23 protein-coding genes and 2 pseudogenes are annotated in these 24,709 nt (G+C 62.9%); 8 read left to right on the plus strand and 17 right to left on the minus strand.

The annotated features are described in order from the left end of the window. Positions 1-7: 7 nt before the first annotated feature. From ACVWW3_RS12815 to ACVWW3_RS12835, 5 genes and pseudogenes are all read right to left on the minus strand, one after another. The gene (locus ACVWW3_RS12815) at positions 8-529 is read right to left on the minus strand and encodes a copper chaperone PCu(A)C (protein WP_456649697.1); all 522 of its coding nucleotides are present in this window, start codon (positions 527-529) and stop codon (positions 8-10) included. A gap of 28 nt (positions 530-557) precedes the next feature. Further along, positions 558-1,055: a TlpA family protein disulfide reductase gene (locus ACVWW3_RS12820; RefSeq protein WP_456649696.1), complete on the minus strand. Its 498-nt coding sequence runs from the start codon at positions 1,053-1,055 to the stop codon at positions 558-560. After that, a complete protein-coding gene (locus ACVWW3_RS12825) occupies positions 1,052-2,263 on the minus strand; it encodes a sialidase family protein (protein ID WP_456671980.1) in 1,212 nt (403 codons plus the stop codon). Before ACVWW3_RS12825 ends, ACVWW3_RS12820 begins: the two co-directional genes overlap by 4 nt. 26 nt (positions 2,264-2,289) lie before the next feature. Beyond that, positions 2,290-4,702: pseudogene (locus ACVWW3_RS12830) on the minus strand (TonB-dependent receptor family protein). An 84-nt stretch (positions 4,703-4,786) separates the two neighbouring features. Then, positions 4,787-5,161: a DUF2946 family protein gene (locus tag ACVWW3_RS12835; protein WP_456649694.1), complete on the minus strand. Its 375-nt coding sequence runs from the start codon at positions 5,159-5,161 to the stop codon at positions 4,787-4,789. A gap of 481 nt (positions 5,162-5,642) precedes the next feature. On the opposite strand from ACVWW3_RS12835, the gene ACVWW3_RS12840 reads away from it, so the two are divergent. The 5 genes and pseudogenes from ACVWW3_RS12840 (at position 5,643) to tnpC (ending at position 11,484) form a co-directional block, all read left to right on the plus strand. After that, the gene (locus ACVWW3_RS12840; protein WP_456649693.1) at positions 5,643-6,047 is read left to right on the plus strand and encodes a globin; all 405 of its coding nucleotides are present in this window, start codon (positions 5,643-5,645) and stop codon (positions 6,045-6,047) included. Positions 6,048-6,182: 135 nt separating this feature from the next. Further along, on the plus strand, positions 6,183-7,205 hold the full coding sequence (locus ACVWW3_RS12845; protein WP_247349284.1) for a sugar ABC transporter substrate-binding protein: 1,023 nt from the start codon (positions 6,183-6,185) through the stop codon (positions 7,203-7,205). Between the two features lie 6 nt (positions 7,206-7,211). Beyond that, a pseudogene (locus ACVWW3_RS12850) lies at positions 7,212-8,715 on the plus strand (sugar ABC transporter ATP-binding protein). A gap of 12 nt (positions 8,716-8,727) precedes the next feature. Continuing rightward, the gene (locus ACVWW3_RS12855; RefSeq protein WP_247447348.1) at positions 8,728-9,756 is read left to right on the plus strand and encodes an ABC transporter permease; all 1,029 of its coding nucleotides are present in this window, start codon (positions 8,728-8,730) and stop codon (positions 9,754-9,756) included. Positions 9,757-10,029: 273 nt separating this feature from the next. After that, on the plus strand, positions 10,030-11,484 hold the full coding sequence (gene tnpC / locus ACVWW3_RS12860) for an IS66 family transposase (protein ID WP_456647658.1): 1,455 nt from the start codon (positions 10,030-10,032) through the stop codon (positions 11,482-11,484). 157 nt (positions 11,485-11,641) lie between these two features. Here tnpC and ACVWW3_RS12865 read toward each other — a convergent pair whose 3' ends face one another. Next, on the minus strand, positions 11,642-12,289 hold the full coding sequence (locus ACVWW3_RS12865; RefSeq protein ID WP_456649692.1) for an L-2-amino-thiazoline-4-carboxylic acid hydrolase: 648 nt from the start codon (positions 12,287-12,289) through the stop codon (positions 11,642-11,644). Positions 12,290-12,385: 96 nt separating this feature from the next. Beyond that, positions 12,386-12,778 carry a RidA family protein gene (locus tag ACVWW3_RS12870; protein WP_354049573.1) on the minus strand — a complete coding sequence of 131 codons (393 nt, stop codon included), beginning with the start codon at positions 12,776-12,778 and terminating at the stop codon, positions 12,386-12,388. Between the two features lie 128 nt (positions 12,779-12,906). Here ACVWW3_RS12870 and ACVWW3_RS12875 point away from each other — a divergent pair, with 128 nt between their 5' ends. From ACVWW3_RS12875 to ACVWW3_RS12885, 3 genes are all read left to right on the plus strand, one after another. Then, positions 12,907-13,530 carry a LysR family transcriptional regulator gene (locus ACVWW3_RS12875; protein ID WP_456649691.1) on the plus strand — a complete coding sequence of 208 codons (624 nt, stop codon included), beginning with the start codon at positions 12,907-12,909 and terminating at the stop codon, positions 13,528-13,530. Between the two features lie 586 nt (positions 13,531-14,116). Beyond that, entirely contained in the window at positions 14,117-15,574 is a 1,458-nt protein-coding gene (locus tag ACVWW3_RS12880; protein ID WP_354049575.1) for an amidase family protein, read from the plus strand. 73 nt (positions 15,575-15,647) lie between these two features. Then, positions 15,648-16,229: a TetR/AcrR family transcriptional regulator gene (locus tag ACVWW3_RS12885; protein ID WP_247447343.1), complete on the plus strand. Its 582-nt coding sequence runs from the start codon at positions 15,648-15,650 to the stop codon at positions 16,227-16,229. 111 nt (positions 16,230-16,340) lie between these two features. On the opposite strand, the gene ACVWW3_RS12890 is transcribed toward ACVWW3_RS12885, so the two are convergent. The 10 genes from ACVWW3_RS12890 to mce all read right to left on the minus strand — a co-directional run bounded on the left by ACVWW3_RS12890 (position 16,341) and on the right by mce (position 24,688). Beyond that, positions 16,341-16,559, minus strand: a complete 219-nt coding sequence (locus tag ACVWW3_RS12890) for a hypothetical protein (RefSeq protein ID WP_247349293.1) — start codon at positions 16,557-16,559, stop codon at positions 16,341-16,343. Positions 16,560-16,764: 205 nt separating this feature from the next. Next, positions 16,765-17,802, minus strand: a complete 1,038-nt coding sequence (locus ACVWW3_RS12895) for an ABC transporter ATP-binding protein (protein ID WP_354049576.1) — start codon at positions 17,800-17,802, stop codon at positions 16,765-16,767. Continuing rightward, positions 17,795-18,775, minus strand: a complete 981-nt coding sequence (locus tag ACVWW3_RS12900; RefSeq protein WP_456649690.1) for an ABC transporter ATP-binding protein — start codon at positions 18,773-18,775, stop codon at positions 17,795-17,797. The genes ACVWW3_RS12895 and ACVWW3_RS12900 overlap by 8 nt, the downstream gene beginning before the upstream one ends. After that, the gene (locus ACVWW3_RS12905) at positions 18,772-19,593 is read right to left on the minus strand and encodes an ABC transporter permease (protein ID WP_247349296.1); all 822 of its coding nucleotides are present in this window, start codon (positions 19,591-19,593) and stop codon (positions 18,772-18,774) included. Before ACVWW3_RS12905 ends, ACVWW3_RS12900 begins: the two co-directional genes overlap by 4 nt. Further along, a complete protein-coding gene (locus ACVWW3_RS12910) occupies positions 19,590-20,513 on the minus strand; it encodes an ABC transporter permease (RefSeq protein WP_247447417.1) in 924 nt (307 codons plus the stop codon). Before ACVWW3_RS12910 ends, ACVWW3_RS12905 begins: the two co-directional genes overlap by 4 nt. A gap of 60 nt (positions 20,514-20,573) precedes the next feature. After that, the gene (locus tag ACVWW3_RS12915) at positions 20,574-22,163 is read right to left on the minus strand and encodes an ABC transporter substrate-binding protein (protein ID WP_247349297.1); all 1,590 of its coding nucleotides are present in this window, start codon (positions 22,161-22,163) and stop codon (positions 20,574-20,576) included. A gap of 132 nt (positions 22,164-22,295) precedes the next feature. After that, a complete protein-coding gene (mtnK, locus tag ACVWW3_RS12920; protein ID WP_456649689.1) occupies positions 22,296-23,582 on the minus strand; it encodes an S-methyl-5-thioribose kinase in 1,287 nt (428 codons plus the stop codon). Positions 23,583-23,617: 35 nt separating this feature from the next. Next, positions 23,618-23,965, minus strand: coding sequence for a hypothetical protein (locus ACVWW3_RS12925; protein WP_456649688.1), 348 nt, complete (start codon positions 23,963-23,965; stop codon positions 23,618-23,620). Positions 23,966-23,997: 32 nt separating this feature from the next. Then, on the minus strand, positions 23,998-24,273 hold the full coding sequence (locus tag ACVWW3_RS12930; RefSeq protein ID WP_247349302.1) for a DUF1467 family protein: 276 nt from the start codon (positions 24,271-24,273) through the stop codon (positions 23,998-24,000). A gap of 10 nt (positions 24,274-24,283) precedes the next feature. Continuing rightward, complete coding sequence (mce, locus tag ACVWW3_RS12935; RefSeq protein ID WP_106944962.1) at positions 24,284-24,688, minus strand: methylmalonyl-CoA epimerase; 405 nt, start codon at positions 24,686-24,688, stop codon at positions 24,284-24,286. Positions 24,689-24,709 lie beyond the last annotated feature (21 nt).

Raw genomic sequence — 24,709 nt, forward strand, 5'->3', positions numbered from 1 at the left:
ATGCTCGTCACATCTTCATTCCCGAATGATCAGGCATTTTCTTCATCATCTGCCCGCTATCGCCGGGCGCCTGGGCGCCGACGCCCTGGACGTCGAGGGAGACGGCAACTTTGCCGGCCTTCTCGAACTGAAGCGTCACCGGCACCTTGTCGCCCTGCTTGAAGGGGCCCTTCAGCTCCTGAAGCATGAGGTGGTAGCCGCCGGGGGCGAACTTCACCGTCTTGCCGGGATCAATCACGAGGCCCTTGTCGAGCAGGCGCATCTTCATCACGCCGTTATCCATCGCCATTTCATGAACCTCAGCCTTCCCCGCGATATCGGCGGAAATGCTGACCAGCTTGTCGGCGGTCATGCCCTTGTTCTCGATGGTCAGATAACCGCCGGCGACCTTGGCGCCGCCCGGTGTCGCCCGGCTCCACGCCTGCGAGATGACGAGATCGCCCGCCTTGACGTCGTCGGCCAGCGCTGGCGCCGCGCAGAGCGCGAGAGCGAACGCCGCGAACAGCACATCTTTCAACATGGTCTTCATATCGGTCTTCCCGTTTGCAGATTGACTTTCAGTGTGTGGAGAGTTGTTGCGCCGACCATTTTTCGAGGTCGGCTATCTCGGCCGAGCCTTCGACCGTCGTAATGGCTCCATCGCGAGATATGAGCATTGTCCGGGGAATGTCGCCCTGCCAGCCGGGGTCGATCTCGAACCGCAAACGTTCGACAAAGCCGTCGTTGAAGATGAAATTTTCGGTCGAGGACAGCCCCGCTCTGTCGAGCATCGATTGCGTCGCCGCCGGCAAGTTCGGCACGAGATCCGCGCTGATCGTGACGACGTCGATCCCAGGATGATCCTTCGCAAACTGCCCGAGCAGCGGCAGCTCGACCTTGCAGGGCCCGCAGGTTACGCCCCAGAAATGCACGAGCGTCGGGCGACCCGCATGGCCCCTCAGCACGCTTTGCCACGTGCCGCGCTCGAACGGTTTCAGAGCCGGGGCTGCCCCTGGCGCAGACGCTGAGGCGATCAGGAGACCCAGGCCCAGCAGGCCGGCAAATCGACGTCTCATGGCTGGTCCTCGATTGCTGCAATCCGATAGCCATCCGCCTTCGTCATCCATGACAGGTAGGTCTGCCGGCCGTTGGAAACGAGCAAGGGGTGGTCGGAGGTGTCGGTGGTGCTCGATATCGTTTTCGGTGCCGACCACGTCTCGCCATCGTCGTGCGAGATCGTCATCTGCACCGAGGTCTTCTCGCCATCGAACTCTTTCCAGACCATCACCGTTCCCGCCGGGCCCGCAAGCACGAACGGGCGCGTCGGACTGCGATCAGGCCGCCCCAGCGCCAAGGGCGCAGAGAACGTGCGGCCTTCGTCGCGCGAGTGGGCGTAGAACAATCCCTTTCGCACCTTCCCGTTGGTGTACCAGGCGACGTGATAGGTCCCGTTCGGTGCAACCGTGAGGCTCGGCCCGTGATGCGGGCAAGCATTGATCTGCCAGTCGTCATTGCTGACCCGATGGATTTCACCTGGCGTCGAGACGTCGGTGAAGGTCATGACAGCATGATCGCGCACGCCGCCCTCGAAGATGTTCCTGAAGATCACGACCGGCCGCCCCGGTGCTGCGAACGTCAACCCCAATCGGCAGCATTCGCAGGTGTTGTCACGCGCGAGACTGGCCTCTGCGTAGGTGGCGCCGCCATCGCGCGACGACGCAAAGAACAGCCCTGCGCCCTCGTACTTCCGTCCCGCCTCCTTCGCCGGGACGCGATTGCGCTTGTCGAGCCAGGCCGCGAAGACAGTGCCATCCTGATCGAGCGCCAGCGCCTCAAAACGCTGGCTCTCGTTGTTTGCGGTGATCGGCTTCAGCTCCGCAAAGCTCCTCCCGCCATCGGCCGAGCGCGTGCAGAGCACCTGACCGTTGAATGCCTCGTCCCTGAAGATCGAGAATGCGAGGGCGATGCCGCCCTTGCGATCGACCACGATCTTCGGCCGGGCATCCGGCCCCCAATCGAGGTTGAACCGCGTCGTCGTGACCTGGGTGGGAGGCGAAAAACTCCGCCCTGCATCCTGCGAACTCGCAACCGAAACCTGCCCGCCCGCCATCCAGGCGAGCCACAGCGTTCCGTCCGGGCCGAATGCAGGCGTCGCCTTCGTTGCGCAACGCAACGTGGGCTCCTCACAGGCCGCTTCGGAGGCATGCTGAGTATGCATCTGCGCGAGCGCCGTACCTTGCAAGAACGCAAGGGCGACTATGCCGAGGAGGCCACTTCGGATCATGGCCCTACTCCCTTCAAGAGTCCGGATCATCTAAACGCCACCTTCATACCTGCAACGAACGTGCGCGGCGAGCCCGCGTAGATCGATCCCGTTGTGTTTGCGAGCACGCTCGCAGGATTTTGAAGGCCGGCCCCGGTCACCGTGTTGGCGATGTTGTTTGCCGACGCAACGTAGGTGCGATCGAACACGTTCCTGACTTCGAGAAACAAGTTGAGGGATCTGAAGGTATCCGACACCAGATCGGTCTTGTAGTGGACGTTCACATTGACCAGCTCATAACCTGGCGCTTTCAGCAGATTTGCATTGTCCATGTAGAAGGAGTCCTTCCACTGGACTTCGACAAAACCTCCCAGCCCCGTCAGTGGCCCCGCAAATTCGTCGTAGCCGATCCTGGCCGTCAGCTCGTTAGGCGAGATTCCGGGGATCTTGTTGCCTGCCCGGTTGAAGCTGAACACCGCGACATTGGTGATGTTCTCCACATACTCGGTGTAGACCTCATCGAGATAGGTGTACGCCGCCATGAACCGCCAGCCCGGATAGAACTTCCAGTCGGCCGCGAGCTCGATGCCGCGATGTTCGGAGCGCGGCGCGTTGAATGTATAGCTTGTGTTGGCTGAATTGGCTGGAGTTGCCTGCGATACAAGTTCGTCGCGGAAAAATTCGTAGAACCCAGTCGCGCTGACCTTGAGCGTGTTGCTCGGTGTCCAATCGAAACCGAGATCGTAGCCCAGGTTTTTCTGGGTCTGGAGCTGGGTATTGTTGCCCGACAGCCCGCTCGCCAAAACGAACAGGTTCGAAACCTGCGGAGTGCCGTACCCCGTCGCGACCCGTCCCCGGAGCAGCCATTCGCTGTTGACCGTATAAAGCAACGCCAGCTCGGGCGACGTATTCTGGAACTGCCTGTCCGCGGCCGTAATCTTCAGAGGATCCAGGATGCCTGTCGGACCAGTGTAGCTGTAGGCCGTGTTTATGCCCTTCAGGACGGTCTGCTCCCAGCCGATGCCGGCAACGGCGAGCAGCGATGGTGTCAGCCTCAGTTCCTCTCGCGCGCGCACGCCGTAGTTCGACGTTTCGCTGTAGAGATTGTTCGTGATCCTGCCAAGCGTGGCATTGCCCCCCGGCATCACGCTTCGGGTGTCGCTCGACGCCGTCAGGGTGTTGTAGAAAGCGCCAAAGAACGCGGTCGACTCCAGGCCGAGAATTTCGCCCCGCTTGGTGAGATCGCTCATGTAGTTATACGACGGGAAGTCGCCGATCGCGCTAGTCGTGCCGGTCGGCTGACTGATGTTCCTGTCGTCGAACACGAACTGGTTGCGCCAGGTCGTGGTGTTGTCAAAATCGTGCTCCCACCGGCCGCCGACGATGGTGCGGCGGTCGTTGCGGCCGAGCCCGGCCTGCACGGCCGTCTCCTTGTCGGTTCCGGCGGTCGCGTTGAAGCCGTTGTTGTTCAGCGTGACCGTACCGCATCCGGCCGCGGCCGCGGCGCCGGTCGCGCAGCCTTGCTGGAAGGGATTTTGATAGTACTGGTTCAGCGATTGTCGGATTGGCAGCCGCGCGCTGAGGTCGTTGTTGATGATCTTGACCGTGAAGCGATCGTCCGGCGTCGCCTTCAGCGTTCCGAGGAAATTGACGGTCTGCGTGTTGAACCAGCTATTGCCGATGTAGCCGTCGCCCCGCGTGTCGCTTGCAAACAGCGAGCTCTCGAAATTCCCGACCTTCTTGCCGGCTGCCAGGTAGTTGTTGAGATAACCGTAGCTGCCGCCGTCGACACCATACTCGACGCCGTCGATCGTGCCGCCCGGCCGGGTTCGGAAATTGAGCGCGCCGCCGGTCGCGTAATTGCCGTAGAGCGCCGACGAAGGGCCGCGGATCACGTCGATCGCAGCATAGGCATGGGGATCGATCAGGTCGCTTCCGCGACAGGCCGTCCGGCTGCGTCACCGGAAAACCGTCGTCGAAGATCACGAGATTGCGGATGCCAAAGCCGTTCCGGGCGTTGGAGCCGCGAATCGAGATGCCGAAATCGCGGGGGCCATTCCCCTGCTTGATCGAGATGCCCGGACTATCCCGCAAGACGTCGCTGACCGAAAACGACGGGCGATTGTCGAACTGGCTGCGATCGATGGTCGTCGCGGTCTGTCCGGCAGGCGACTGATTGAGACCATCTCGGGCTGCACGGGCAGTCACTGTCCTGCCTTGGGTCGGTGCGCTGACGTTCGCGTTTGGCGTAACACGCCTCACGGCGCGGCCCGCCGAAGCGGAGCGTAGTCGCGATGGCCGGGTTACCGCTGGTTTGGGCCGGGCGGCCTGCGGCGCCTCAACGGTCACCGCGGGAAGCACGGTATTGCTGTTTTGAGCAAAGACTCCGCTCGACGACGCAAGCAGCGCGGCCTGAACGGCAACGAGGCTCACGCCACGGCGGGCATGACAACGTAACATGGGGCATTCCTGACGCCGGCAGCTATCGCCGGCCAATGACAACATCAATCGCCAGCGGACGGGCCGCGGCGTTACCTTGGGTCGTCAGGAAAACTGAGGCGGCGCGCGTGCCTGGGCGTTTGAGTCCCTATAGACGGCGACGGCGGATACATCCGCCACGTGCCACACCACGCGCTCGGCGTGGCGGAAGGGAATGGAGAGCGCGGCATGCGGCGGCGAATCGGGTGACGCGCCCACCTGCGCCAGACAACACAGCGCGCAGGCGCCACCATGCGCGGCCGCTGCACCGTTCTGGTCGCTCAGGCCGCCCCGCTCGCTCGGGCTGTGGCAGATGACGGCTGCAGAAAGCGGATTGGCCATGGCCTGGCCGGCCGCCAAACAGGCGGCGATCGGCGCCAGCACCTGCATCGCCAAAGCGAGCAGGACCAGGGGTAAGAATTTTTGCAGCCGTGCGCGCATCCGCCGAACCATTCGTTCGTCTACCAACTAAACACCGCGCGGAGAGCCAAGTCGAGGCCGGTTCCGCCGCCTTCTTGGTCCAGCGCAAATTTCTGGAGAACTGTGGTCGGGCCACCCCACGAGAGGCGATCTGCGGCATTCGAGGCAGTCCCGCAACCCTGCCCCCTCCACAGATTTCTTATATTTGTCATATGCTTACAAGACCGGAAGCCCGATCATTTCGTTAATTGCTCGAATTTTGAACATTCGTTGCCGAAAATGATGACAAGTGAGAAAAGTTGATCTAGCATCCCTCTTGCTCAGGCTGGCCGTGAGGTCGAAGTCTGGTGGTCCAAGTCTCGGGAGGAGCCCCTGACGCGCAAAACGCAGCGTCGCCCCGCCAATCAAGATCAAATCTTAGAATCGGGGATAATAGGGTCGACACAATTTTCGAGCGGGGCTAGGGCCCCGCTCTTTTTTTGTCTGCATGGCCACAGCGCCGATGAATAATTCTCCCAATCCGATCGAACAGAGCTTTGAACTCGCGGCCTTGCGCTGCGCGGATCTCACGCCGCTCGTCTATCAACGTCTGTTCGAAGAACATCCCGAAACGCGGGCGATGTTCCGCACGCAAGGCAGCGAGCTCGTGATGGGATCGATGCTCGCGCTGACGATCGAGGCGATTCTCGACTTCGCCGGTGATCGTCGCGGGCATTTCCGGCTGATCGCGTGCGAGGTCGCCTCGCACGATGGCTACGGCACGCCGCGCGAGCTGTTCATCGCCTTCTTTGCCGTGATCAGGGATACGCTGCGCGGGTTGCTCGGCGATGAATGGTCGCCGGATATCGCGCAGGCCTGGGACCGACTGCTCATCGAGATCGACGCATTCGCCGCCGTTCAGGCCTGACGCTTGCGCTGCACCAACACCGGTTGCGGCGATCTCGCGTGATTGCAGATTGAGTGGCATCAACTCTTGTGAGACACTTTCCGTATCGGTCGCGCAATCAATGACGCGCCGACGATAAATATATGGGAGCGAGCGATGTCCGGGACGAAAGATTTCTCGACGACGAGGCGCGATCTTCTTCAAGCGGCGGCAACCGCCGGCGCCGGGGCTGCCATCCTCGGCGGCATGGGCATAAACCCCGCCCTTGCAGCCGAAGTCGGACGAAGCGAGAAGCCGCTGAAGGCGGCGTTCTCCAATGCGGGCCTCCAGGCGACCTGGTGCGCGCAGGGCAAGCAGGCCGCGGAGTTCTGGGGCAAGCTGTTCAACGTCGAGGTCACCTGGTTCGACGGCCAGCTCGATGCGGTGAAGCAGCGCGCGGCGATCGACAACATGGCCTCGCAGAAATGGGATTTCGTCGCCATCCAGGCTTTTGGCATCGGCACCCTCACCCAGCCCGTGCAGAAGATGATCGACGCCGGCACGCCCGTGATCGACATGGACACGCTGATTGCCCCTCTCGACCAGATCAACGTCCACTCTTTCCTCGCCCCCGACAACGAGTTCATGGGCGCGTCCGTGACGCAGGCGCTGTGCAACGCCATGGGCGGCAAGGGCAAGATCATCATGACCCAGGGCGCCCTCGGCCATACCGGCGCGCAGGGCCGTGCCAAAGGCTTCAACAATGTCGTGAAGCAATTCCCTGGCATCGAGGTGCTCGATACTCAGCCCGCAGATTGGGACGTCTCCAAGACCGCACGTCTCTGGGAAACCTATCTGACCAAGTACCCGCAGATCGACGCAGCGTTCTTCCACAATGACGACATGGCGCTTGCCGCCGCCAACATCATGAAAGCGCGGGGCCGCACCAATATCCTGATCGGCGGCGTCGATGCGATGCCGCCGGCGATCCAGGCGGTCAGCGAGGGCCGCATGTTCGCCACCGTGCGCAATCCGTCCTGCCGCATCCATGGCGGCGCGATCGTCGCGGGCGTCTCCGCCGTGGTCGGCGGGGAGAAGAGTGGACAGGGCATTCCCAAGAACGTCGTCACCGACGGTCCGGTCGTGACCAAGGCCAACGCACCCGGCATGCAGTGGATGGAGGATCACTTCCTGATCTGACCCTCCATGCCTGAGGGACACCAGCCCATCCTGGAATTGCAGGGCATCACGAAGAGCTTCGGCGGCGTCGAAGCGCTTCGTGGTGTCGATTTTGCGCTCTCACCCGGCGAGATCCATGGTCTCGTCGGCGAGAACGGCGCGGGAAAAAGCACGCTGATGAAGATCATCGCCGGCGTGCACACCGAATTCTCCGGCCGCTTCCTGATCGACGGACAGGAGACGCATTTCCGCTCGGCCCGCGATGCGCACTCCGCCGGCATCGCCATGGTGCACCAGGAGCTATCTGTCGCCCCCGACCTCACGGTCGCCGAGAACGTGTTTTTGGGCAACCAGCCGACCAACCGGCTCGGCCTGGTACAATGGCGGCGCATGGCGCGCGAGGCCGGCGAACAGCTCGCCCGCTTCGGCATCGACGTCGATCCGATGAGCAGGCTCGGCGACCTCCCGATCGGGCTTCAGCAATTGATCGAGATCGCGCGCGTGCTGTTCTCCGGCGCGCGCATCGTCATCCTGGACGAGCCGACCTCCGCTCTTTCCCCGCCCGAGGTCGAACGGCTGTTCGCAACGCTGCGGCGCCTGCGCGCGGAAGGCACGGCAATCGTCTTCATCTCGCATTTCATCGAGGACATCTTGCGCGTGTCCGACACGGTGACCGTGTTCCGCAACGGGCGAAAGGTCGCGGAGACGGCAAGCGCTGCGACCAGCAAGGGCGCGCTGATCGAGGCCATGATCGGCCGCGGCGGTGAAGCGCTCGAGCACAGCTATAGCGACGATCTGATGCTGCCGCGGCCGAGCGACAGCTCGGTGGTCCTGAAGGTCGATCAGCTGTCGCTGGCCCGCAGCTTGAAGGACATCTCCTTCGAGGCGCGTGCCGGCGAAGTGCTGGGAATCTACGGCTTCATGGGCTGCGGCCAGCAGGAGCTGTCGCGCATATTGTTCGGCAAGCTGAAGCCGGATGCCGGCACGCTCCGCCGTCGAGGGCAAGCCCAAGACCTTCGCCAGCACGGCAGCGGCGCGGCGCGCGGGCGTGGCGCTGGTGCCGGAGAGCCGGCGCGCGATGCTGTTCCACCAGGAGCCGGTCTACAAGAACATCTCGATCAGCATTCTCGATCGCATCTCGGCGCTGCTGCTCAAGCCGGCGCAGGAGCGCGATATCGCCCAGCGTCAGGTCGAGCAACTGCAGATCAGGCCGCCGGTGGTCGGCCTCGATCTCGGCATGCTCTCCGGCGGCAACCAGCAGAAGGTCGCGCTGGCGAAATGGCTGACCTATCCGCCAAAACTGCTGGTGCTGTGCGAGCCGACCCGCGGCATGGATGTCGGCGCCAAGAACGACGTCATCAACATCGTCCGCGACCTCCGCGCCAAAGGGCTCGCGATCATCGTGCTGTCGACCGAGCCGGAAACGGTGCTGTCGCTGGCCGACCGCATCCTCGTGCTCAAGCGCGGCGCATTGGTGCGGGAATTCAGGAACGAGCCGGTCAGCAAGGACCGCCTGCTGGAAGCGGCGTGACGGAGAAGCACCATGGCGAGCAGTGAGACGGCACCGGCGGCGAGGCAACGGGCGCGCGGGTTAGCACCCTTCCTGCGCTCGCAGATGCGCAACATCGCGCCGTTCCTGACGCTGATTTTCCTGTCCGGCTTCTTCGCCCTCGCCAGCCCCTCCTTCGCGACGCTGGACAATCTCGGCAACATCCTGACGCAGGTGTCGGTCACGGGCGTCATCGCCGTCGGCCTCACCTTCGTGATCCTCTGCGCGGAGATCGACCTCTCGATCGCCAGCATCGCCAACGTCACCGGCATCGCGGTCGCCTACTTCACGCTCCAGGAATCCTACGTCAACATTCCCAACATTCCCCTCCCCGGCGCCGCGGCGATCCTGCTGGCCATTCTGCTCTGCGCGGCTCTCGGCCTCGTCAATGCGCTGGGGCTGACCGTGATCGGCATCCCCTCCTTCATCATGACCCTGGCGATGATGCAGATCGCGGCCGGCATCTCCGCGCTGCTGGTGCGCGGCCAGATCGCCTACAAGGTGCCTGACGTGATCACCACGCTCGGCTCCGGATCGATCGGCGGCATTCCCTGGATCGTCATCGTCGCCGCGATCATGCTGCTCGGCGGCCATCTGGTGCTGACCTACACGCGCTTCGGCCGCTACGTCTACATGGTCGGGGGAAATCGCGAGGCCGCCGAATATGCCGGCCTCAACGTCAAGCTCATTCTCGGCGCCGTGATGGTGATCTCGGCGGTCTGCTCCGGCATCGGCGGCATGCTCGGTGTCGCCCATTTCGGCAGCGCGCAGCAGAACGAGTTCGACACTTACCTGCTCGACTCCATCGCTGCCGTCGTCGTCGGCGGCACCAGCCTGTTCGGCGGCCGCGGCGGCATCGGCAACACCATCGTCGGCCTGTTCGTGCTCGGCGTCCTCAACAACGGCCTCGACCACGTCAACATCGACAGCTTTTTGAAGATCCTGATCCGCGGCCTGATCCTGCTCTTGGCCCTGATCATCAACGTCTACGCGCAGCGGCTGAGGGAAAAGGCGGCGGAGTAGACAGCCATCAAAACAAAAAGCGCGAAAACAACCCCATGCACAGTAGAAACTGTGAGGAAGTTCAGCCGCTTACAAAATTCGCAATTGCGTGATTGCGACCGCGCCGACGTTTGACTCGTCGGGCAAAACAGGAGCACGATGTGATTGTGGCGCTTGGCGTCGGTGGGCTCAGAGTCACGCCCAAGCTCCGTCATTGCGAGCGCAGCGGTAACTGCCCAGGTGGCCGTTTGTATTCTCTTGACTGACCACATGTGTTTGTGAGTCAGGGTATGGGTGACGCCGCCAAATTCCTCATTGTCTGTGGACGCCCTGCTGGCCCTGATTGGGGAGTTGCAGGAGCGCAACCTGATGTTGGAGCAGCAGAACGCATTGCTGACGGTGCGTGTGGCCGATCTGGAGCGTCGGCTTGGTCTGGACAGCTCCAATAGCAGCAAGCCGCCTTCGAGCGATGGACCGGGCCAGGCTTCTCGCCGGACACAGAGCCTGCGTGAGCGAGGGTTGAAGAAGCCCGGCGGCCAGCCCGGCCATGCAGGCAAACACTTGAAGCGGTCCGAACGGGTCGATCATACGATCATGCATCGCCCTGTCAGATGCGGGCGCTGCCGAATGGCGCTGGAGGGTGAACAGCTGGAACTTGTCGGCAGCCGTCAGGTGTTCGATCTGCCGGCGCCGGCGCCGCTGCTCGTCACGGAGCATCAGCTCTATCGTTGCAAATGCAGCGGCTGTGGCGCGGTCACGACAGGATCGTTTCCACCCGAGGTAAGGGCGCCGGCGCAATATGGCGTCCGGTTGGCCGCTGTGGTGACCTATCTGTCGGCGGGACAGTTTCTGCCTGAAGATCGGCTCGGGCAAATCCTCTCCGATCTGTTTGGCGTGACCATCTCGGCCGGCACGATCGGACAAATGATCGCCCGGGCTGCCAGCCGGACGCAGGATTTCGCTGCGGCAGTCTGCGAGCAAATCCGCCGGGCACCGGTCAAGCATTTGGATGAGACCGGGTTCTGGGTGGGCGCCACGCCGCAATGGCTGCATGTCGCGGGCACCGCCGGGATCAATGGGCTGGTGCATTATCGCGTCTCACCCAGGCGCGGCGAGGTGCTGACGCAAGCGGCGCATATCGTTGTGCACGACCATTGGACATCCTATTTTCAGATGTCCGGTGTCACGCATGCGCTGTGCAATGCGCATCACCTGCGCGAGTTGACGGCGCTGGTGGACATCGATGGCGAGGCCTGGGCCCGGCGCATGCGCGGGTTGCTCCGCTGCCTGTGCCACGAGGTCAATCTGGCGTCAGAGCATCCAACCGATCAGACAGGCGCGCTGCGTCCCAACAGAATCCGCGCCGCCGAGCGACTTTATGACCGCATTATCCGCGCCGGTATCGCCTGGCACGAGGCGCTACCCGCGCTGCCTCGCGACATCAAGCGCGGGCGGATCAGACGGCGCACGGGCCATAATCTCCTGTTGCGCCTCAAGTTACATAAAGAGGCGGTGCTGCTGTTTCTGCACAACTCGGCGGTGCCGTTTACCAACAACGAGGCCGAGCGCGATGCTCGGATGATGAAATTGCGGCAGAAGATCTCTGCCGGCTTCCGCACCTCACAAGGCGCAGACAATTTCGCCACGCTTCGCACCCTGATCGGTACCGCTCGAAAGCGCGGATGGAACATGCTCGAAACATTGTCCCGATGCCCCACACAACTCATCCACAAACTCAGCGTCGCCTAACCGAGCAAACGGACCTGGGCAGTTACGCGCAGCGAAGCAATCCAGACTACCGCCGCGGAAAGATTCTGGATTGCTTCGCTACGCGCTTCGCTCGCAATGACGATGTGACAGCAGGGCAATCCAGCCTCCCCTCGATCGCCGAGCATGAGAACGCGGCTTAACTGTCCGACTTCTCTTCCAGCGCGAGCCGCGAGAATCGGAAATTGCAGTGGCTCGCACCGCCCGCTAACGTCTGTGTCCTTTCCAGCCGGATGCCTCGCGCTGCGTAGGCGACGAAATCGAGGCCGCAGATGTTCGGCAGAATGTCCTTGTCGCCATGCCGCGCCGCGAATTTGCAGAAGCCGCAGGCCTTGTAGTTGATCCCGAACTCGAAATTGTCTTCCGGACCCGGCTCGACGAAATCGTAGGCGAAATCTTCCGGAAACTCGTTCTGATGGCTGTCAGTCATGCTTGTGGCCGCCTGCTCGCGCAGCAAAGCCTGGTTCTCCGGCGACATGAATTGACGCCCCGAGGCGAGACGCTCCGCTTCAGGCGCGGTCAGCAATTGCGCCTTGTAGGTTTCCCGCTCGATCTCGCCGATCACAGGCAGCGGCACGCCGCGCCGCCGCAGTACCCGACTGATGGCCATGAAGCCCATAAGGCGCATGAAGAAATCGCTCATGCGACTGGCCGCGCCGCCGACATAGGGCATCTGTGTGAGCACGATCTCGAATTCGTCCATCACCTCCTGCCTGATCCCGTCGATCTCGGTGAGATGCGCGCGCTCGCGCAACATCGCATCGGCAAGGTCGAGCCGCTGGCGCATGGCCGCTTCCATAGCGCTCCGATACGCCTCGTAGAAGGGATGCATGTTTTCAGCCTTTGGATGCCCGATATGATTGGCTCATTCGCGAAGTCGGTTTCATTCCGCGGCGATCGCCTCGATCTCCAGCAGCCATTTGCTGTCGACGGTCTCGACGATCACGACCGTCAGCGCGGGCTGGTGTTCCCCGAGCACCGCGCAACGAATGGTGCGGTTGGTCACGACCTGATTGCGGTCGGTCAGGAACGTGGTCACCTTCACCAGATGCTCGACGCCAAGGCCTGCGGCGGCGAGCACCTCCATCACGTTGCGCCAGGCCTGCTCGCATTGCGCCTCGAATCCGTCGGGCACGGTGCCGTCGGTTCTCTCAGGCACCTGGCCGCTGATGAACAAGAGGCGGCGGTGCTGCGTCAATTCAACTCCCAAGCTGTAACCACCGGCGGGAGCATGGACCGTTGCGGGATTGTGGCTGACGACGTGAACTGGCGGCATAAGGTTTCTCCGGATTGCGGGCCGACCCTATGCGGCGACATCGCCGCCGTGCAAAGCATTGTTGCTGCGGTTCAACGCAAGAAAATCTATTGCAAGGCCGCGGCCCATCAGTGTCAAAGTGGAGCACGATGACCTACACCCTTCCACCCCTCAACGCGCTCCGAGCCTTCGAAGCCGCTGCCCGCCATCTCAGCTTCAAGCTGGCCGGCTACGAGCTGCACGTGACGCCCGCCGCCGTGGGGCAGCAGGTGAAAGCGCTGGAGGCGCGCCTCGGCGTGCAGCTGTTCGAGCGGCTGCATAAGCAGCTCATCCTCACCGCGGCCGGTCAGGCCTATCTGCCCGGGGTCTCCGAAGGCTTTCGCCACATCGCGGAGGCGACCTCGCAATTGAAACCGGCGGGTGCGGTACTGCTGCAGTTGGGCGTTCATGGCAGTTTCGACCTGCGTCGCCTCGAATTGGCGGAGTTTCGCGGCGCGCATGCGGAGATCGGTTTGCGGGTGCTCCAGCCCGCCGGCCTGCACGAATTGGTCGAGGGCAAGGTCGACCTGCTGATCGCCCGGGGTCTCAGCCGCCATCCGGGCTATCGCTGCGACCGGGTCGATGCGGGATCCGGCTTGGGCGATTGGCTGATCGCGCCTGAAGGCACGGCGGATTGCCCTGAGATCGTCAGCTTCCGCGAATGGCTGCGCGCCCTGCCGGCCGAAAACCCGCTCGCAAACCGCCGCCCGCGTCTGGTCGGCATCAGACGATAGGCTCGACCGGCAATCGATAGCCTCGCTGCGGCGGCGTTCGACAGGTCGGGCAAAACAGGATCAGAACATCATCACGCGGCGATCGCATGTCTGGCGAGCGCTAAGCTCAAGCCCAGCTCGGTCGTTCGAGCCGCACTCGCCTCCTCATCGGGAGCTTGAATGACGGCTCGGCGGTCAGGATCAACCCAGCCTGCTACCGAGCGGATTGGTGGCAATTTGCCCGAAAGCAGACCTATGGTGCTCAGTTCGAGCTTTGTCGTTCATGACCCAAAGCAGAAGTCATGTGCTTGACTAGACGCCGCCGATTGCGGCGGCACTAGGCGGGCAGTCGCACGCGCCGGATTGCTCGATAAATAGCGTGTCGGAGCCCTGCGCTCGCTAACGGTCCCCTCGTCGGAAACGGGTGTTTGCTGGCTTCATCGGTCGCGCATTAACGCCTCACGCTTATGTGTTCGGTGACGCGGCATTGCCGCGAGAATGGCCATTGAAGTACGATCGTAATGTTATATTATGATCGTAATGGCATCCATCTGCGCCTCCCTCGGCGGGAGTGAGATGCTGCTTCTCAGCTCCTCGCGAGGATTTCATGGACGACACCGTTGCCACTTCACGCCACATCGCATCGCAAGCAACCCCAGATATCACCTTTCTTGGGCTCGCAGCCGCCGCAGCAGCGGTTCGTAACGGCGAGATCACGTCGGAGGCCTATACCGCGGCGCTTCTGCAGCGCGCCCAGTTGCTTGCCGATCTCAACGCCTTCATTACCATCGACCAGGCCGCCGTGCTGGCGGCCGCGAGGGATGCGGACAAAGCGCGTGCGGCCGGATCGGCGGCCTCGCTGCTTGGCGTGCCGCTCGGGGTGAAGGATAGCTATTTGACGAAAGGGCTGCCTACTAGCCTAGGTCTCGATAGCCTCGCTCACTTCGTACCGCGCGAAGATGCGGACGCTGTACGAGCCATTAAGGGTGCGGGCGCCTTGATCTTCGGCAAGAATAACCTCGTCGAAATGTCTTACGGTTTGACCGGTCACAACGCACGTTACGGCCAGGTGAATAATCCGCACGCACGAGATCGCGTGTCCGGCGGCTCCTCGAGCGGCTCTGCCGCATCGGTGGCCGCCGGCCTCGTTCCCGCGTCCTTGGGCGGTGACACCGTTGGGTCAATTCGGGTGCCCGCATCGTTCTGTGGCGTCGTGGGATTCAAGCCAACCACCGGGCGTTGGCCGCGCTACGGCGTTGCGCCGATCTCCCATACGCTCGACACGACGGGGGTATTCACCCGAAGCGTTGAGGACTGCATTCTGGTGGATCAGGTCGTGACTGGTGACGAGTCCTCCGACGGCGGCTATGGCCTGAAGGGAGTCCGGCTGGCCTTCGCGCCGCGACAGTTCCTGGATCTGGTGGATTCGGAAGTCGAGACCCGCTTCCGCGAGGTGGTTCGGCAACTGCAGGACGCCGGCGCCGAGGTCATTGAAGTAGACCTTGGCGACGATTTCAACTCCCTCGTCCAAACCACGACATGGGGCATCTTCGCTCATGAGACGATGGGCGCAATTTCGCAGTTTCTTCGCCGCCATGACATTCCGACCACGTTCGAGGCCATTTACGACGGCCTTAAGCCCCAACTTCGGCAGGCGTGGGGGCACATCGTACTGCCGGGTGGTGCAGGTTCTACCTCGGCAGAGGCCTATCGGACGGCGCTCGACGTGAGCCGGCCGGAAATCCAGCGCCGCCTCAACACGGCGTTCGTCTCTCATGGGGCGCTGGTCATTTTGCAACCGACCACGCCCTGCACGGCGCCTTTGATCGAGGAGCAGTCGACCGTCCATATCGCGGGGCAGGAAGTCAGCTACCTCGCTTTGGCGAACCACACCGTGTCGGCGAGCAGCGTGGGGCTACCGGGTATCAGCCTTCCCGTCGGCTTGTCTCGCGCTGGGCTACCGATTGGTCTTGAACTGGACGCTCCCTTGGGGAGCGACCGGGCGCTTCTGAACCTTGCCCGCGGCATCGAAGGCGTCTTGGGCGCCAAGTCGACTGCGATCTGACGCCGTGGCCTTGGCCCCTCGCTTGGCGAAGCTGCTGCCTAACGGTTGCGGGATATAGTGGAGTGGAGAGAAGATGCGTTTCGAGAAAGGTCATAAGGCAGCGACGCGACGGCACATCGTCGATGTGGCGTCGAAGTGTGTGCGCCGAGACGGCATCTCCGCCGCCGGGATCGCCGGGATCATGGGCGAAGCCGCCCTGACCAAAGGGGCATTCTCTCCTCACTTCGAATCCAAAGACGCGCTCGTTCGCGAGGCGCTGGGGAGCGCGCTCGCCGACCAGCAACATCGCCTCGATGAGGATCAGCGGAATGGCCTGGACCTTGAGGGCGCGATCCGGAGGTACCTGAACCGCGCTCACCTCGATGACCCGGCGGGTGGGTGCCCCTCAGCGGCGTTGCTCCCCGAAATCTCCCGCCAGCCCCTGTCCACGCGGCGAGACTACGAGAAAGGACTGCGAAGCTACGTTTCGACTCTCGCGGCACTGCTTCCTGACGCCGGTTCTGCAGCGAGTGGCCGCCGCGCGACGGCCATCTTCGGCCTCATGGTCGGCACCCTCCAGTTCGCGCGGGCCGTGCCCGATGGTGCCCGGGCGGAGCAGATCCTGGAAGGCGGCGTTGAGGCCGCGTTGCACTTGGCACGAACTCCGTCTTCATAAATTAGAAGGCCGGAACGGCTTAGCTTTTCCATTGTTATCCCTCAAATCCCCGAGGTCCGCTCCTGACCCAACTGAGACATTGGCGCGAGGCTTCTGTCCCGCGTTTTGTGTTTAGGACCATGGCGGCTCTTCGCTCTTCCCGACCGCCTCGTGGTGGGTCGTGACACCCGCCGAGCGCAAGCCGGTCAGCAATACGGTTCTCACAGAGGCCGGATCGAATCCAATATCCTTGGCGTTTGGTGGATGTGCTTCGCTGCCCTTCAATCGGAACGCCAAGTGCAATTGCTCGCAAAGGTGCTGAACGACGAGATTGACCTGATCATCAGTCATGATCTGCCTTTCCTGCTACATTTTGCTATCCAATCTGGTAGCACACATGAAAATAGGGCGATATGCGATTGGACCGCCCCAAGAATCAACCCCACGCGATTGCCCATGGGCGGGCCCCAAATCGTCAGGCTGTCAGGACAGACCGGAAGTAACTAGCGGGCCACTAGAGCGACGCTTTTGAGCACGACGGACGCGCCTTTCATCCTTAGGGATGCCCGCCCTCGGTCGAAGCCAATTGCGTCTGACCAACAATCTCGTCAGCACGCCAGCACCGGACCTCATGCCCGTCGGCTCGCGTTTCCAGCACCGGACCGGGCTCGCTCCGACATACGTCCTCGGCGTAGCGACAACGCGGACTAAACGCGCATCCGTTCGGCGGATTGAGGGGATTGGGAAGGTCGCCGCCTGTCGTCGCGAGCGGTGCATGGTGCAGGGGATCGGGGATGGCGGCGATCAGGGCTTGCGTATAGGGGTGCGCGGGCCGTTCGAAGATTTCGCGCCAGTCGCCGTTCTCGACGATGCGGCCGAGATACATCACGGCGACCCTGTCGCTCATGTGTTCGACCACGCCGAGGTCGTGGCTGATCATGATGAACGACAAGCCGAGCGTTTCCTTCAGTTCCAGCAGCAGATTGATGATCTGCGCACGGATCGAGACATCCAGCGCCGACACGGGCTCGTCGCAGATGACGATTTTGGGATTGAGGATCAGGGCGCGCGCAATGCCGATGCGCTGGCGCTGGCCGCCGGAGAATTCATGCGGGTAGCGGTCGGCCTGTTCGGGCCGCAGGCCCACATGCCGCAGCATGATCGCAACGCGGTCCCCGATCTCGCTTGCGGCGGTCACGCCATGCACGCGCAGGGGATCTTCCAGCGTGCGACGAACGGTCTGGCGTGGATTGAGCGAGGCGTAGGGGTCCTGAAACACCATTTGCACGATGCGGGCCAGCGCCTTTCGATCGCCGGATGGCCGGCCCGTCACGATCTGCCCGTCCACCACGATGCGGCCGCGCGTCGGGGTCTGGAGACCAAGGATCGACAATGCGACCGTCGACTTGCCGGAGCCGGACTCGCCGACGAGGCCGAGGCATTCGCCCCGCTTCAGCCTGAGATCGACACCGTCGACGGCGCGGAGCAGCCGACGGCCGCGCCCCAGCAGGCCGCCTCCGAGCGGAAAATGGACCGCAAGATCCTCGACGCTGAGAATGACATCGTCGTCTGGCCTTCCCTGCGGCTCATGCATGGTGATGACACCTGACCAGACCGCCGGCCTCCAGCAAATCCGTTCCCGGCACGGTGGTCCGGCAAATATCGGTCGCATGCGCGCAGCGCGGATTGAACCGGCAGCCATGCGGGAAATTCGTGATGGCCGGCACGACGCCCGCGATCTCCTTCAGCCTGGTGCGGCCAAGCGCGGCGCGGCTGCCGAGCCGCGGCAGCGAGGCCACCAGGCCTCGCGTATAGGGATGCGAGGGCGCCCGGAAGATATCGGCCGAGCCGCGCTCCTCGACGATGCGGCCGGCATACATTACGGCCACGCGGCGACAGACATTGGCGACCAGGCCGAGATCGTGGCTGATCATCAGGATTGCCGTTCCTCTCTCGGCGCATAAATTCCGCATCAGCTCGATGATCTCGGCTTGCACGGTCACGTCGAGTGCCGTTGTCGGCTCGTCGGCGATCAGGAGATCCGGACCGCATGCGAGCGCAATGGCGATCATCACGCGCTGACGCATGCCGCCTGACAGCTGGTGCGGGTAATCCTTCACGCGTCGCTCCGGCGCGGGGACGCGGACGCTCGCCAGCGCCTCGACTGCCAGCTGGTTGGCTTCCCGCCAGCTCTTGCCCTTGTGCAGCACGAACATCTCGGCGATCTGCCGGCCCACGGGCGACACCGGGTTCAACGCCGTCATCGGCTCCTGGAAGATCATGGCGATGCGATTGCCGCGCAGCTCCCGTTGCCTGCCGGCTGAAAGTTGCTGGATCTCCCTGCCCTCGAACCGGATGGCGCCGCCGCCGATCGACAACGGCTGCCGCAACAGGCCGATCAAAGCGAGCGCCGTGATGCTCTTGCCGCAGCCGGATTCGCCGACAAGGCCGAATGTCTCGCCGCGATCGATGCGGAATGAAATGCCCTCGACCGCCGCAACGCGCCTCGATCCATCGTTGAGATCGATACGCAAATCCTCGACCTCGATCAGCGGCGGCCCGGTCATGTGCGCCGGCTCCGCGATTGTGGATCGAGAATGTCGCGCAACCCGTCGCCGAGCAAATTGAGGCCGAGCACCGTCAGGAAGATGGCAAGACCGGGAAAGACCGAGAGCCACGGTGCCGTCGTGATCTGGTCGCGGGCATCCGACAACATGCTGCCCCAGCTCGGAAACGGCGGGCGCACGCCGAGGCCGAGGAACGACAATGCGGCTTCGGACAGGACCGCGCTGCCCATGCCGAGCGTGCCGATGACGACGATCGGTCCGAGCATGTTCGGCAGCAGCTGCGTGGTCATGATGCGCAAATCACCGTAGCCGAGCACGGTCGCGGCCTGCACATAGCCCTGGCTCCTGAGCGACAGCGCCGAGGCCCGTGCGATCCGGCACGTGAAAGACCAGTTGGTCAAGCCGAGTGCGATCAGCAGGCTGGTCAGGCCGGGACCAAGCACCGCCATGATGGCCAGCGCGAAGATCAGCGATGGGATCGCGAGCATGACGTTGGTCAGGCCGTTGACGACATCGTCCCACCAGCCGCCCCAATAGCCGGCGCTCAGGCCCAGCGCGACGCCGATGACGCTGTTGATGAGCTGCGAGACGATGCCGACCGTCAGCGAGACGCGCGCGCCGTAGACGACGCGGGAATAGATGTCGCGGCCCTGGTCGTCGGTGCCGAACCACCAGGTCCAGCTCGGGGGCTCTTCCGCATTCAACAAATTGGCGTCCATGACGGGATCGGTATGGGCCAGCCAGGGCGCGAGCAGGCCGACCAGGATGGCGAGCGCGAACAGCGCGCCGCCGATGATGAGATTGGCGCGCAGCTTCATGCGTATCTGATCCTGGGATCGATCACGCCGTAGAGCAGGTCGATCAGCAGATTGATCGCGAGAAAGGCCAGCACCACCACGAGAATGGATCCTTGGACGGCCGGAATGTCGCGCTGCAGGACACTGTCGACCAGCAGCGAGCCGATGCCGGGCCAGGAGTACAATTTCTCGACGACCACCGCCTGCCCCATCAACGCGCCGAACTGCAGGCCGACGGTGGTGAGAATGATGACAAGCGCATTGCGCATCACGTGCCACTTCACGACCCGTGTCTCGCTCATGCCCTTCGAGCGCGCAGTGCGCACGAAATCTGCGGTCATGATCTCGAGGACCGCAGCGCGTGTCGTCCGTGCGAACAGCGCCATCGGCGAGACGCCGAGCGTCACGGCCGGAAGGATCAGATATTTCAGTCCGCCATCACCATAGCCGAAACTCGGCAGCCAGCCGAGCTTCAACGCAAAGAAGTACATCAGCACCAGTCCAAGCCAGAATTTGGCGATCGAAAGGCCCGAGACCGCCACGACCATTGCGAGCGTGTCGACGATGCCGCCAGGCTTCAGCGCTGCGATGAAGCCCAGCGGCACGCCGATCACGACGGCAAGTGCCATGGCGGCGAAGATGAGTTGCAGCGTCGGCCACATCCGTTTGGCGATCATGGTCGTGACAGGTTCGCGGGTCCGGAACGATGTTCCGAAATCACCTGTCGCGAGCTTGGCGATGTAGGCGCCGAACCGCACATAGACGGGATCGTCGAGGCCGAGCTGCTTCTTCATGCGCAGCTCGACCTGTGGATCGCTGTCGTCGCTCATGGACGAGACGATGCTGCCGGGAACGACGCTGAACAGCACGAAGACCAGCAGCACGACGGCGAGCACGGTCGGAATGGTTTGCAGGAGACGACGGAACAGGAAGGGGAGCATCGGCACTTTTCCTCTCTCCCTCCATCGTTCGTTGCGATGGAGGGAGCCCGAGAGCGCGTGTCACTTCGCGGGCGAGGTCTCGTCGACCCAGAGGTCCTCGACGTTCTGATGGGTCAGCTCCGTCGCGTTCAGCTGAATCCCCTTGAGCCACGGCTGCACCGCCATGACCGCCTTGTTGTAGTTGAAGAACCAGACCGGCGCCTCTTCGTAGAGCAGGGCGTTGGCCTTTTGCAGCAGCTGGGCGCGCTTGGCGGGATCGTCGGCCTGTCCGGCCTCATCGACCATCTTGTCGAAGTCGGCATTTTTGAAGTTCATGTAGTTGCAGGCTGGTTGCGGCGTCGCCGAGTGGAAGCATTTGAGGGCGGCCTGCGGATCCGGGCCGCTCGCCTGGGAATAGATGAAGGCCTGGTAATCGCCGCTGCGAACCACCTCCGCCAGTACCGCGGTCTCGACCTGCTTGACTTTCACCTTGATGCCGACCTTGTCCAGCATCGGGATGACGGCCGAGACGATCGGCAGACCCCAGCTTTCATTCTGGCTGGTGGTCCATTCGAATTCGAAGCCCGAGGGATAGCCGGCGTCAGCGAGCAGCTGCTTGGCCTTGGCGGGATCGAAGGCGTAGGGCTTCATGGCCTTGTCGTAGGCGGGCGAGGTCAGCGGCAGCCAGCTGGTGGCGCGATAGGCCTTGCCCTTGACCAGCTTGTTGATGATCAGGTCGGTGTCGATCGCATAGTTGATCGCCTGCCGGACCCGCTTGTCGGCGAACGGCTTGAACGCGGGATTCATCCCCATGTAGCGGGTGAAGACCTCGGCGACCTCGACGACGGTGCCCTTGAGGTCGGCGTCGTTCTGATAGGCCACATATTGCGCAGGTCCCAGCACCGAGGTGTCGATCTCCTTGTTGCGGAAGGCGACATCGCGTGCCGCGGCCTCGCCCATGACCGACACGATGATCTTGTCAGCATAGGGTTTGCCGGGCTTGTAGAACCGGTCCCACCGCTCCAGAACGATGCGCGATCCCGGCACGTGCTCGACGAACTTGAAGGGCCCAAGACCGATCGGCTTCTGGAGAAAGCTCTCCTTGGCGGCTTCGTCGGCGGGATAGATCGAAGTTATCGCGTTCCAGAAGTAGAAGCCTGGATCGACTTTCTCGGTCAGCTTCATCTCAAGTGTGAAGTCGTCGATTTTCTTCAGGCCGGAGATTTCCTTGGCCTGGCCCTTCTCGACCGCGGCCGCGCCCTCGATCACGCGGACATAGCGCGCGCCGGGATAGGCCTTGGTGCCGTCCATGATGCGGTTGTAGGTCCAGATGATGTCGTCGGCCGTCATCTTGCGGCCATTGTGGAAATAGGCGTCGTCGCGCAGCTTGAAGGTGTGAACGAGACCTCCGCCCGAGACGACGTCCTCCTTGGCAAGTTCCAGAACCGGCTTGCCTTCCGTGGAATTCCAGATGTAGAGCGACCGGTGCAGAGCCTTGGCGTAGATTTCGTCCTGGGCGCGCTGCGTCGTATGAATGTCCAGGCTTGTGAAGCTCGAGCCATAAGGCGCGGTCATGCGGATGGTTCCGCCCTTGCGCGGAGTCTGGGCCTCCGCCGAGGCGACGAGCGCCAGTCCAAAACCAGCGACGATTGCCACTATCCTGAAGATCATGTGTCCCCCAACAACGCAGGCGTGCTCCGGTTCGAGAGTTGACCATCCGCGGCACGTCGAGCGCAAGCGCCTTGAAGGGGTTGACGTATGCGAGCGTAGCGCTCGGGCCCCGCCGATTTGTGAGTACGCGCCCTAGCCAGTCGCGAGCTCCGGCTGCCAGTCGCGCAATTTTCGCGCTGCAGCAGTGACGTCCGCAATGGTCGGAAATGCCCCCGCCTCCAGCATCATCGTCCTTGCCAGCCTCACGGCGCGTGCTTCGCTGATCGCGCGCCTGCGCGGATCCTCGATCAGCTCGAAATCGATATTGTGGGCGAGACCGAAGATGCGGCGGATGGTTTTTGCCGCAGCGAAGCCGACCGTGTCGGCGAACAAGCGCTGCATGTAGACCTGCCGCTCGGCCTCAAGCCGCGCGGCGCCCTTCTCTCCTGCGAAAAGCGAGGCCGGGTAGGCATCTCCTGCCGCGCCAGCGCGCCAGAGGTCGAGGAATTTGCGGGCGAACTCGTTCCAGACCTGCTCGACGGTCTCGAGCACCCAGCCTTCAAAGGCGCGGCGGTCCCCCGGCGAGCGCTCGTGGCCTGATGACGCGAAATAGGCCATCAGCAGGTTTGCCAGCACAGCGCCGACATCAAACCCCATCGGACCATAGAACGCGAACTCGGGATCGATCACCCGTGTTTGGCCCTCCGTCACCATGACCGAGCCGGTGTGAAGGTCGCCATGGAGCAGCGCCTCGGGGCTCGCCATGAATTTCAGCTTCAGCCGGGAGATGGCGACGTGCAATTCAATGTCATCGCGCAGATCCGCGGCGAGCGCATCGAGATACGGCACGGTCCAGTGGTTCTGTACGGCCACGCGGTAGGGATCGGTAAAGATCAAATCCTCGGTGATCTTGCACAGCGCATGGTTGCCGGCGAAGGCCGCGATGGCCTCCTTCTTGTCGGCCGCTGACAGCGCGAGGTCGGAGGTGAAGAACAAGGTCCGGGCCATGAAGGTGGTGATGTCACTGGCGAAGCCCGGATATTGCGTTCCCGCGACCATCCCCTTGCGCATGATGATGTGGGGCTCGAGCAGCTCCATCACCGTCAGCGCCAGCGCCTCGTCGTGATGCAGCAATGCCGGCACGAGGCCGGGCGCGAGCTGGGCCTGCCGGGACAGAGCGAGATATTCGTAATGGGCCCGGGACAGCGGCAGCGGCCAGCTCTCGCCGACGAGGCGGACATAGGGCAGCGCCTGCTTCACGGCGACACCGCTGCGGCCGCCCTTCACGATAAAGACGAGATTGAGATTGCCGTCGCCGACTTCGGTGATCGACCAGGAAGCAGCCTCGCCGCCGAGAAGCGCCTTGAGGTCCGGAACGCCTGCGAGATAGTCCCGCAAGTCAGCCTCATGCAGAATCCGGTACCCCTCCGCCTGCGCCATGACGATCCCATCCCATGCTTGTCATGGCCGGATCGCTACTCCCGCTCCAGGAAGCTTGAGCCGATCTCGGCCTTTCTTTTGACCGGATCGTAATCGCAATAGACGTTGTCCGCCACCAGCGTGTAGCTGGCGCTGACATTGTATTTGTCCAGCTTGACCGAGTTCAGGCCGATGACCGAGGTGCTCTTGCCCCCGTTCCATTTGAACGGCGTCGAGCTCTTGGCCTGCTCGCAGGCCATCACCGCGTCGTTGAAGACGTAGCCCTCGACAAACGCCTTCAGGGTGCGCACCTGCACCGCCATCTTCCACTCGAAATAGCCGATCGCACCGAGACCGGCGACGATCAGCACCAACAGCGCGATGACGATCCTCTGAAAAATCATTCGTCCCCCCAAACTCACGCAACCGGAAAATTCTAAAACGGCATTCCCATCAATTTCGACAGACGTTCGATCGAGAGATAGCCGGCGTGATAGGCCGCTATGCCGATCCCGTAGATGATGGCCGAGATGATCGTGGTCCAGATCAGCTTGCGCCGCATGCCGGTCAGGATCGGTGCGCCGGGATCGGTGCCTGGCGTGCCCACGCCGTCCTCGTGCTGGCTGCGCACGCCGAACGGCAGCGTCAGAAACAGCGCGATCCACCAGATGACGAAGTAGATCGCGAGCGCGGTTGAGAGCTGGATCGCCATGGCTTCGGCCTTACGCCTGCTCGATTTCGACCAGCGCGCCGGAAAAATCCTTCGGATGCAGGAACAGCACCGGCTTGCCGTGGGCGCCGATCTTCGGCACGCCGTCGCCAAGCACGCGTGCGCCCTCCTTCACCAGCGTGTCGCGCGAGGCGATGATGTCGACCACCTCGTAGCAGACGTGGTGGATGCCGCCGTCGGCGTTGCGGTCGAGGAACTTTGCGATCGGCGAGGCCTCGCCGAGCGGCTCGATGAACTCGATCTTGGTGTTGGGCAGGGTCGCGAACACGGTGGTGACGCCATGCTCGGGCAGCGCGACGGCCTCCGAGATCTGGGCCCCGAATGCGGCGCCATAGATCCTGGCGGCCTTGACGGCGTCCTTGGTCGCAATCGCGACATGGTTGAGCCGGCCCAGCATGTTTCTTCTCCCTCAGAGCAT

The organism is Bradyrhizobium sp. LM2.9 (assembly GCF_054056555.1).

What these genes read in the sequence shown, in the direction of transcription:
- ACVWW3_RS12875 (WP_456649691.1), top strand. Translation starts at nt 12,907, where the DNA reads ATGACCTACACCCTTCCACCCCTCAACGCGCTCCGAGCCTTCGAAGCC.
- ACVWW3_RS12835 (WP_456649694.1), bottom strand. Translation starts at nt 5,161, where the DNA reads ATGCGCGCACGGCTGCAAAAATTCTTACCCCTGGTCCTGCTCGCTTTG.
- ACVWW3_RS12870 (WP_354049573.1), bottom strand. Translation starts at nt 12,778, where the DNA reads ATGCCGCCAGTTCACGTCGTCAGCCACAATCCCGCAACGGTCCATGCT.
- ACVWW3_RS12815 (WP_456649697.1), bottom strand. Translation starts at nt 529, where the DNA reads ATGAAGACCATGTTGAAAGATGTGCTGTTCGCGGCGTTCGCTCTCGCG.
- mtnK (WP_456649689.1), bottom strand. Translation starts at nt 23,582, where the DNA reads ATGGCGCAGGCGGAGGGGTACCGGATTCTGCATGAGGCTGACTTGCGG.
- ACVWW3_RS12865 (WP_456649692.1), bottom strand. Translation starts at nt 12,289, where the DNA reads ATGCGCCAGCGGCTCGACCTTGCCGATGCGATGTTGCGCGAGCGCGCG.
- ACVWW3_RS12855 (WP_247447348.1), top strand. Translation starts at nt 8,728, where the DNA reads ATGGCGAGCAGTGAGACGGCACCGGCGGCGAGGCAACGGGCGCGCGGG.
- ACVWW3_RS12825 (WP_456671980.1), bottom strand. Translation starts at nt 2,263, where the DNA reads ATGATCCGAAGTGGCCTCCTCGGCATAGTCGCCCTTGCGTTCTTGCAA.
- mce (WP_106944962.1), bottom strand. Translation starts at nt 24,688, where the DNA reads ATGCTGGGCCGGCTCAACCATGTCGCGATTGCGACCAAGGACGCCGTC.
- ACVWW3_RS12890 (WP_247349293.1), bottom strand. Translation starts at nt 16,559, where the DNA reads ATGACTGATGATCAGGTCAATCTCGTCGTTCAGCACCTTTGCGAGCAA.
- ACVWW3_RS12820 (WP_456649696.1), bottom strand. Translation starts at nt 1,055, where the DNA reads ATGAGACGTCGATTTGCCGGCCTGCTGGGCCTGGGTCTCCTGATCGCC.
- ACVWW3_RS12880 (WP_354049575.1), top strand. Translation starts at nt 14,117, where the DNA reads ATGGACGACACCGTTGCCACTTCACGCCACATCGCATCGCAAGCAACC.
- ACVWW3_RS12895 (WP_354049576.1), bottom strand. Translation starts at nt 17,802, where the DNA reads ATGCATGAGCCGCAGGGAAGGCCAGACGACGATGTCATTCTCAGCGTC.
- ACVWW3_RS12900 (WP_456649690.1), bottom strand. Translation starts at nt 18,775, where the DNA reads ATGACCGGGCCGCCGCTGATCGAGGTCGAGGATTTGCGTATCGATCTC.
- ACVWW3_RS12925 (WP_456649688.1), bottom strand. Translation starts at nt 23,965, where the DNA reads ATGATTTTTCAGAGGATCGTCATCGCGCTGTTGGTGCTGATCGTCGCC.
- ACVWW3_RS12885 (WP_247447343.1), top strand. Translation starts at nt 15,648, where the DNA reads ATGCGTTTCGAGAAAGGTCATAAGGCAGCGACGCGACGGCACATCGTC.
- ACVWW3_RS12930 (WP_247349302.1), bottom strand. Translation starts at nt 24,273, where the DNA reads ATGGCGATCCAGCTCTCAACCGCGCTCGCGATCTACTTCGTCATCTGG.
- ACVWW3_RS12915 (WP_247349297.1), bottom strand. Translation starts at nt 22,163, where the DNA reads ATGATCTTCAGGATAGTGGCAATCGTCGCTGGTTTTGGACTGGCGCTC.
- ACVWW3_RS12840 (WP_456649693.1), top strand. Translation starts at nt 5,643, where the DNA reads ATGAATAATTCTCCCAATCCGATCGAACAGAGCTTTGAACTCGCGGCC.
- ACVWW3_RS12845 (WP_247349284.1), top strand. Translation starts at nt 6,183, where the DNA reads ATGTCCGGGACGAAAGATTTCTCGACGACGAGGCGCGATCTTCTTCAA.
- ACVWW3_RS12905 (WP_247349296.1), bottom strand. Translation starts at nt 19,593, where the DNA reads ATGAAGCTGCGCGCCAATCTCATCATCGGCGGCGCGCTGTTCGCGCTC.
- ACVWW3_RS12910 (WP_247447417.1), bottom strand. Translation starts at nt 20,513, where the DNA reads ATGCTCCCCTTCCTGTTCCGTCGTCTCCTGCAAACCATTCCGACCGTG.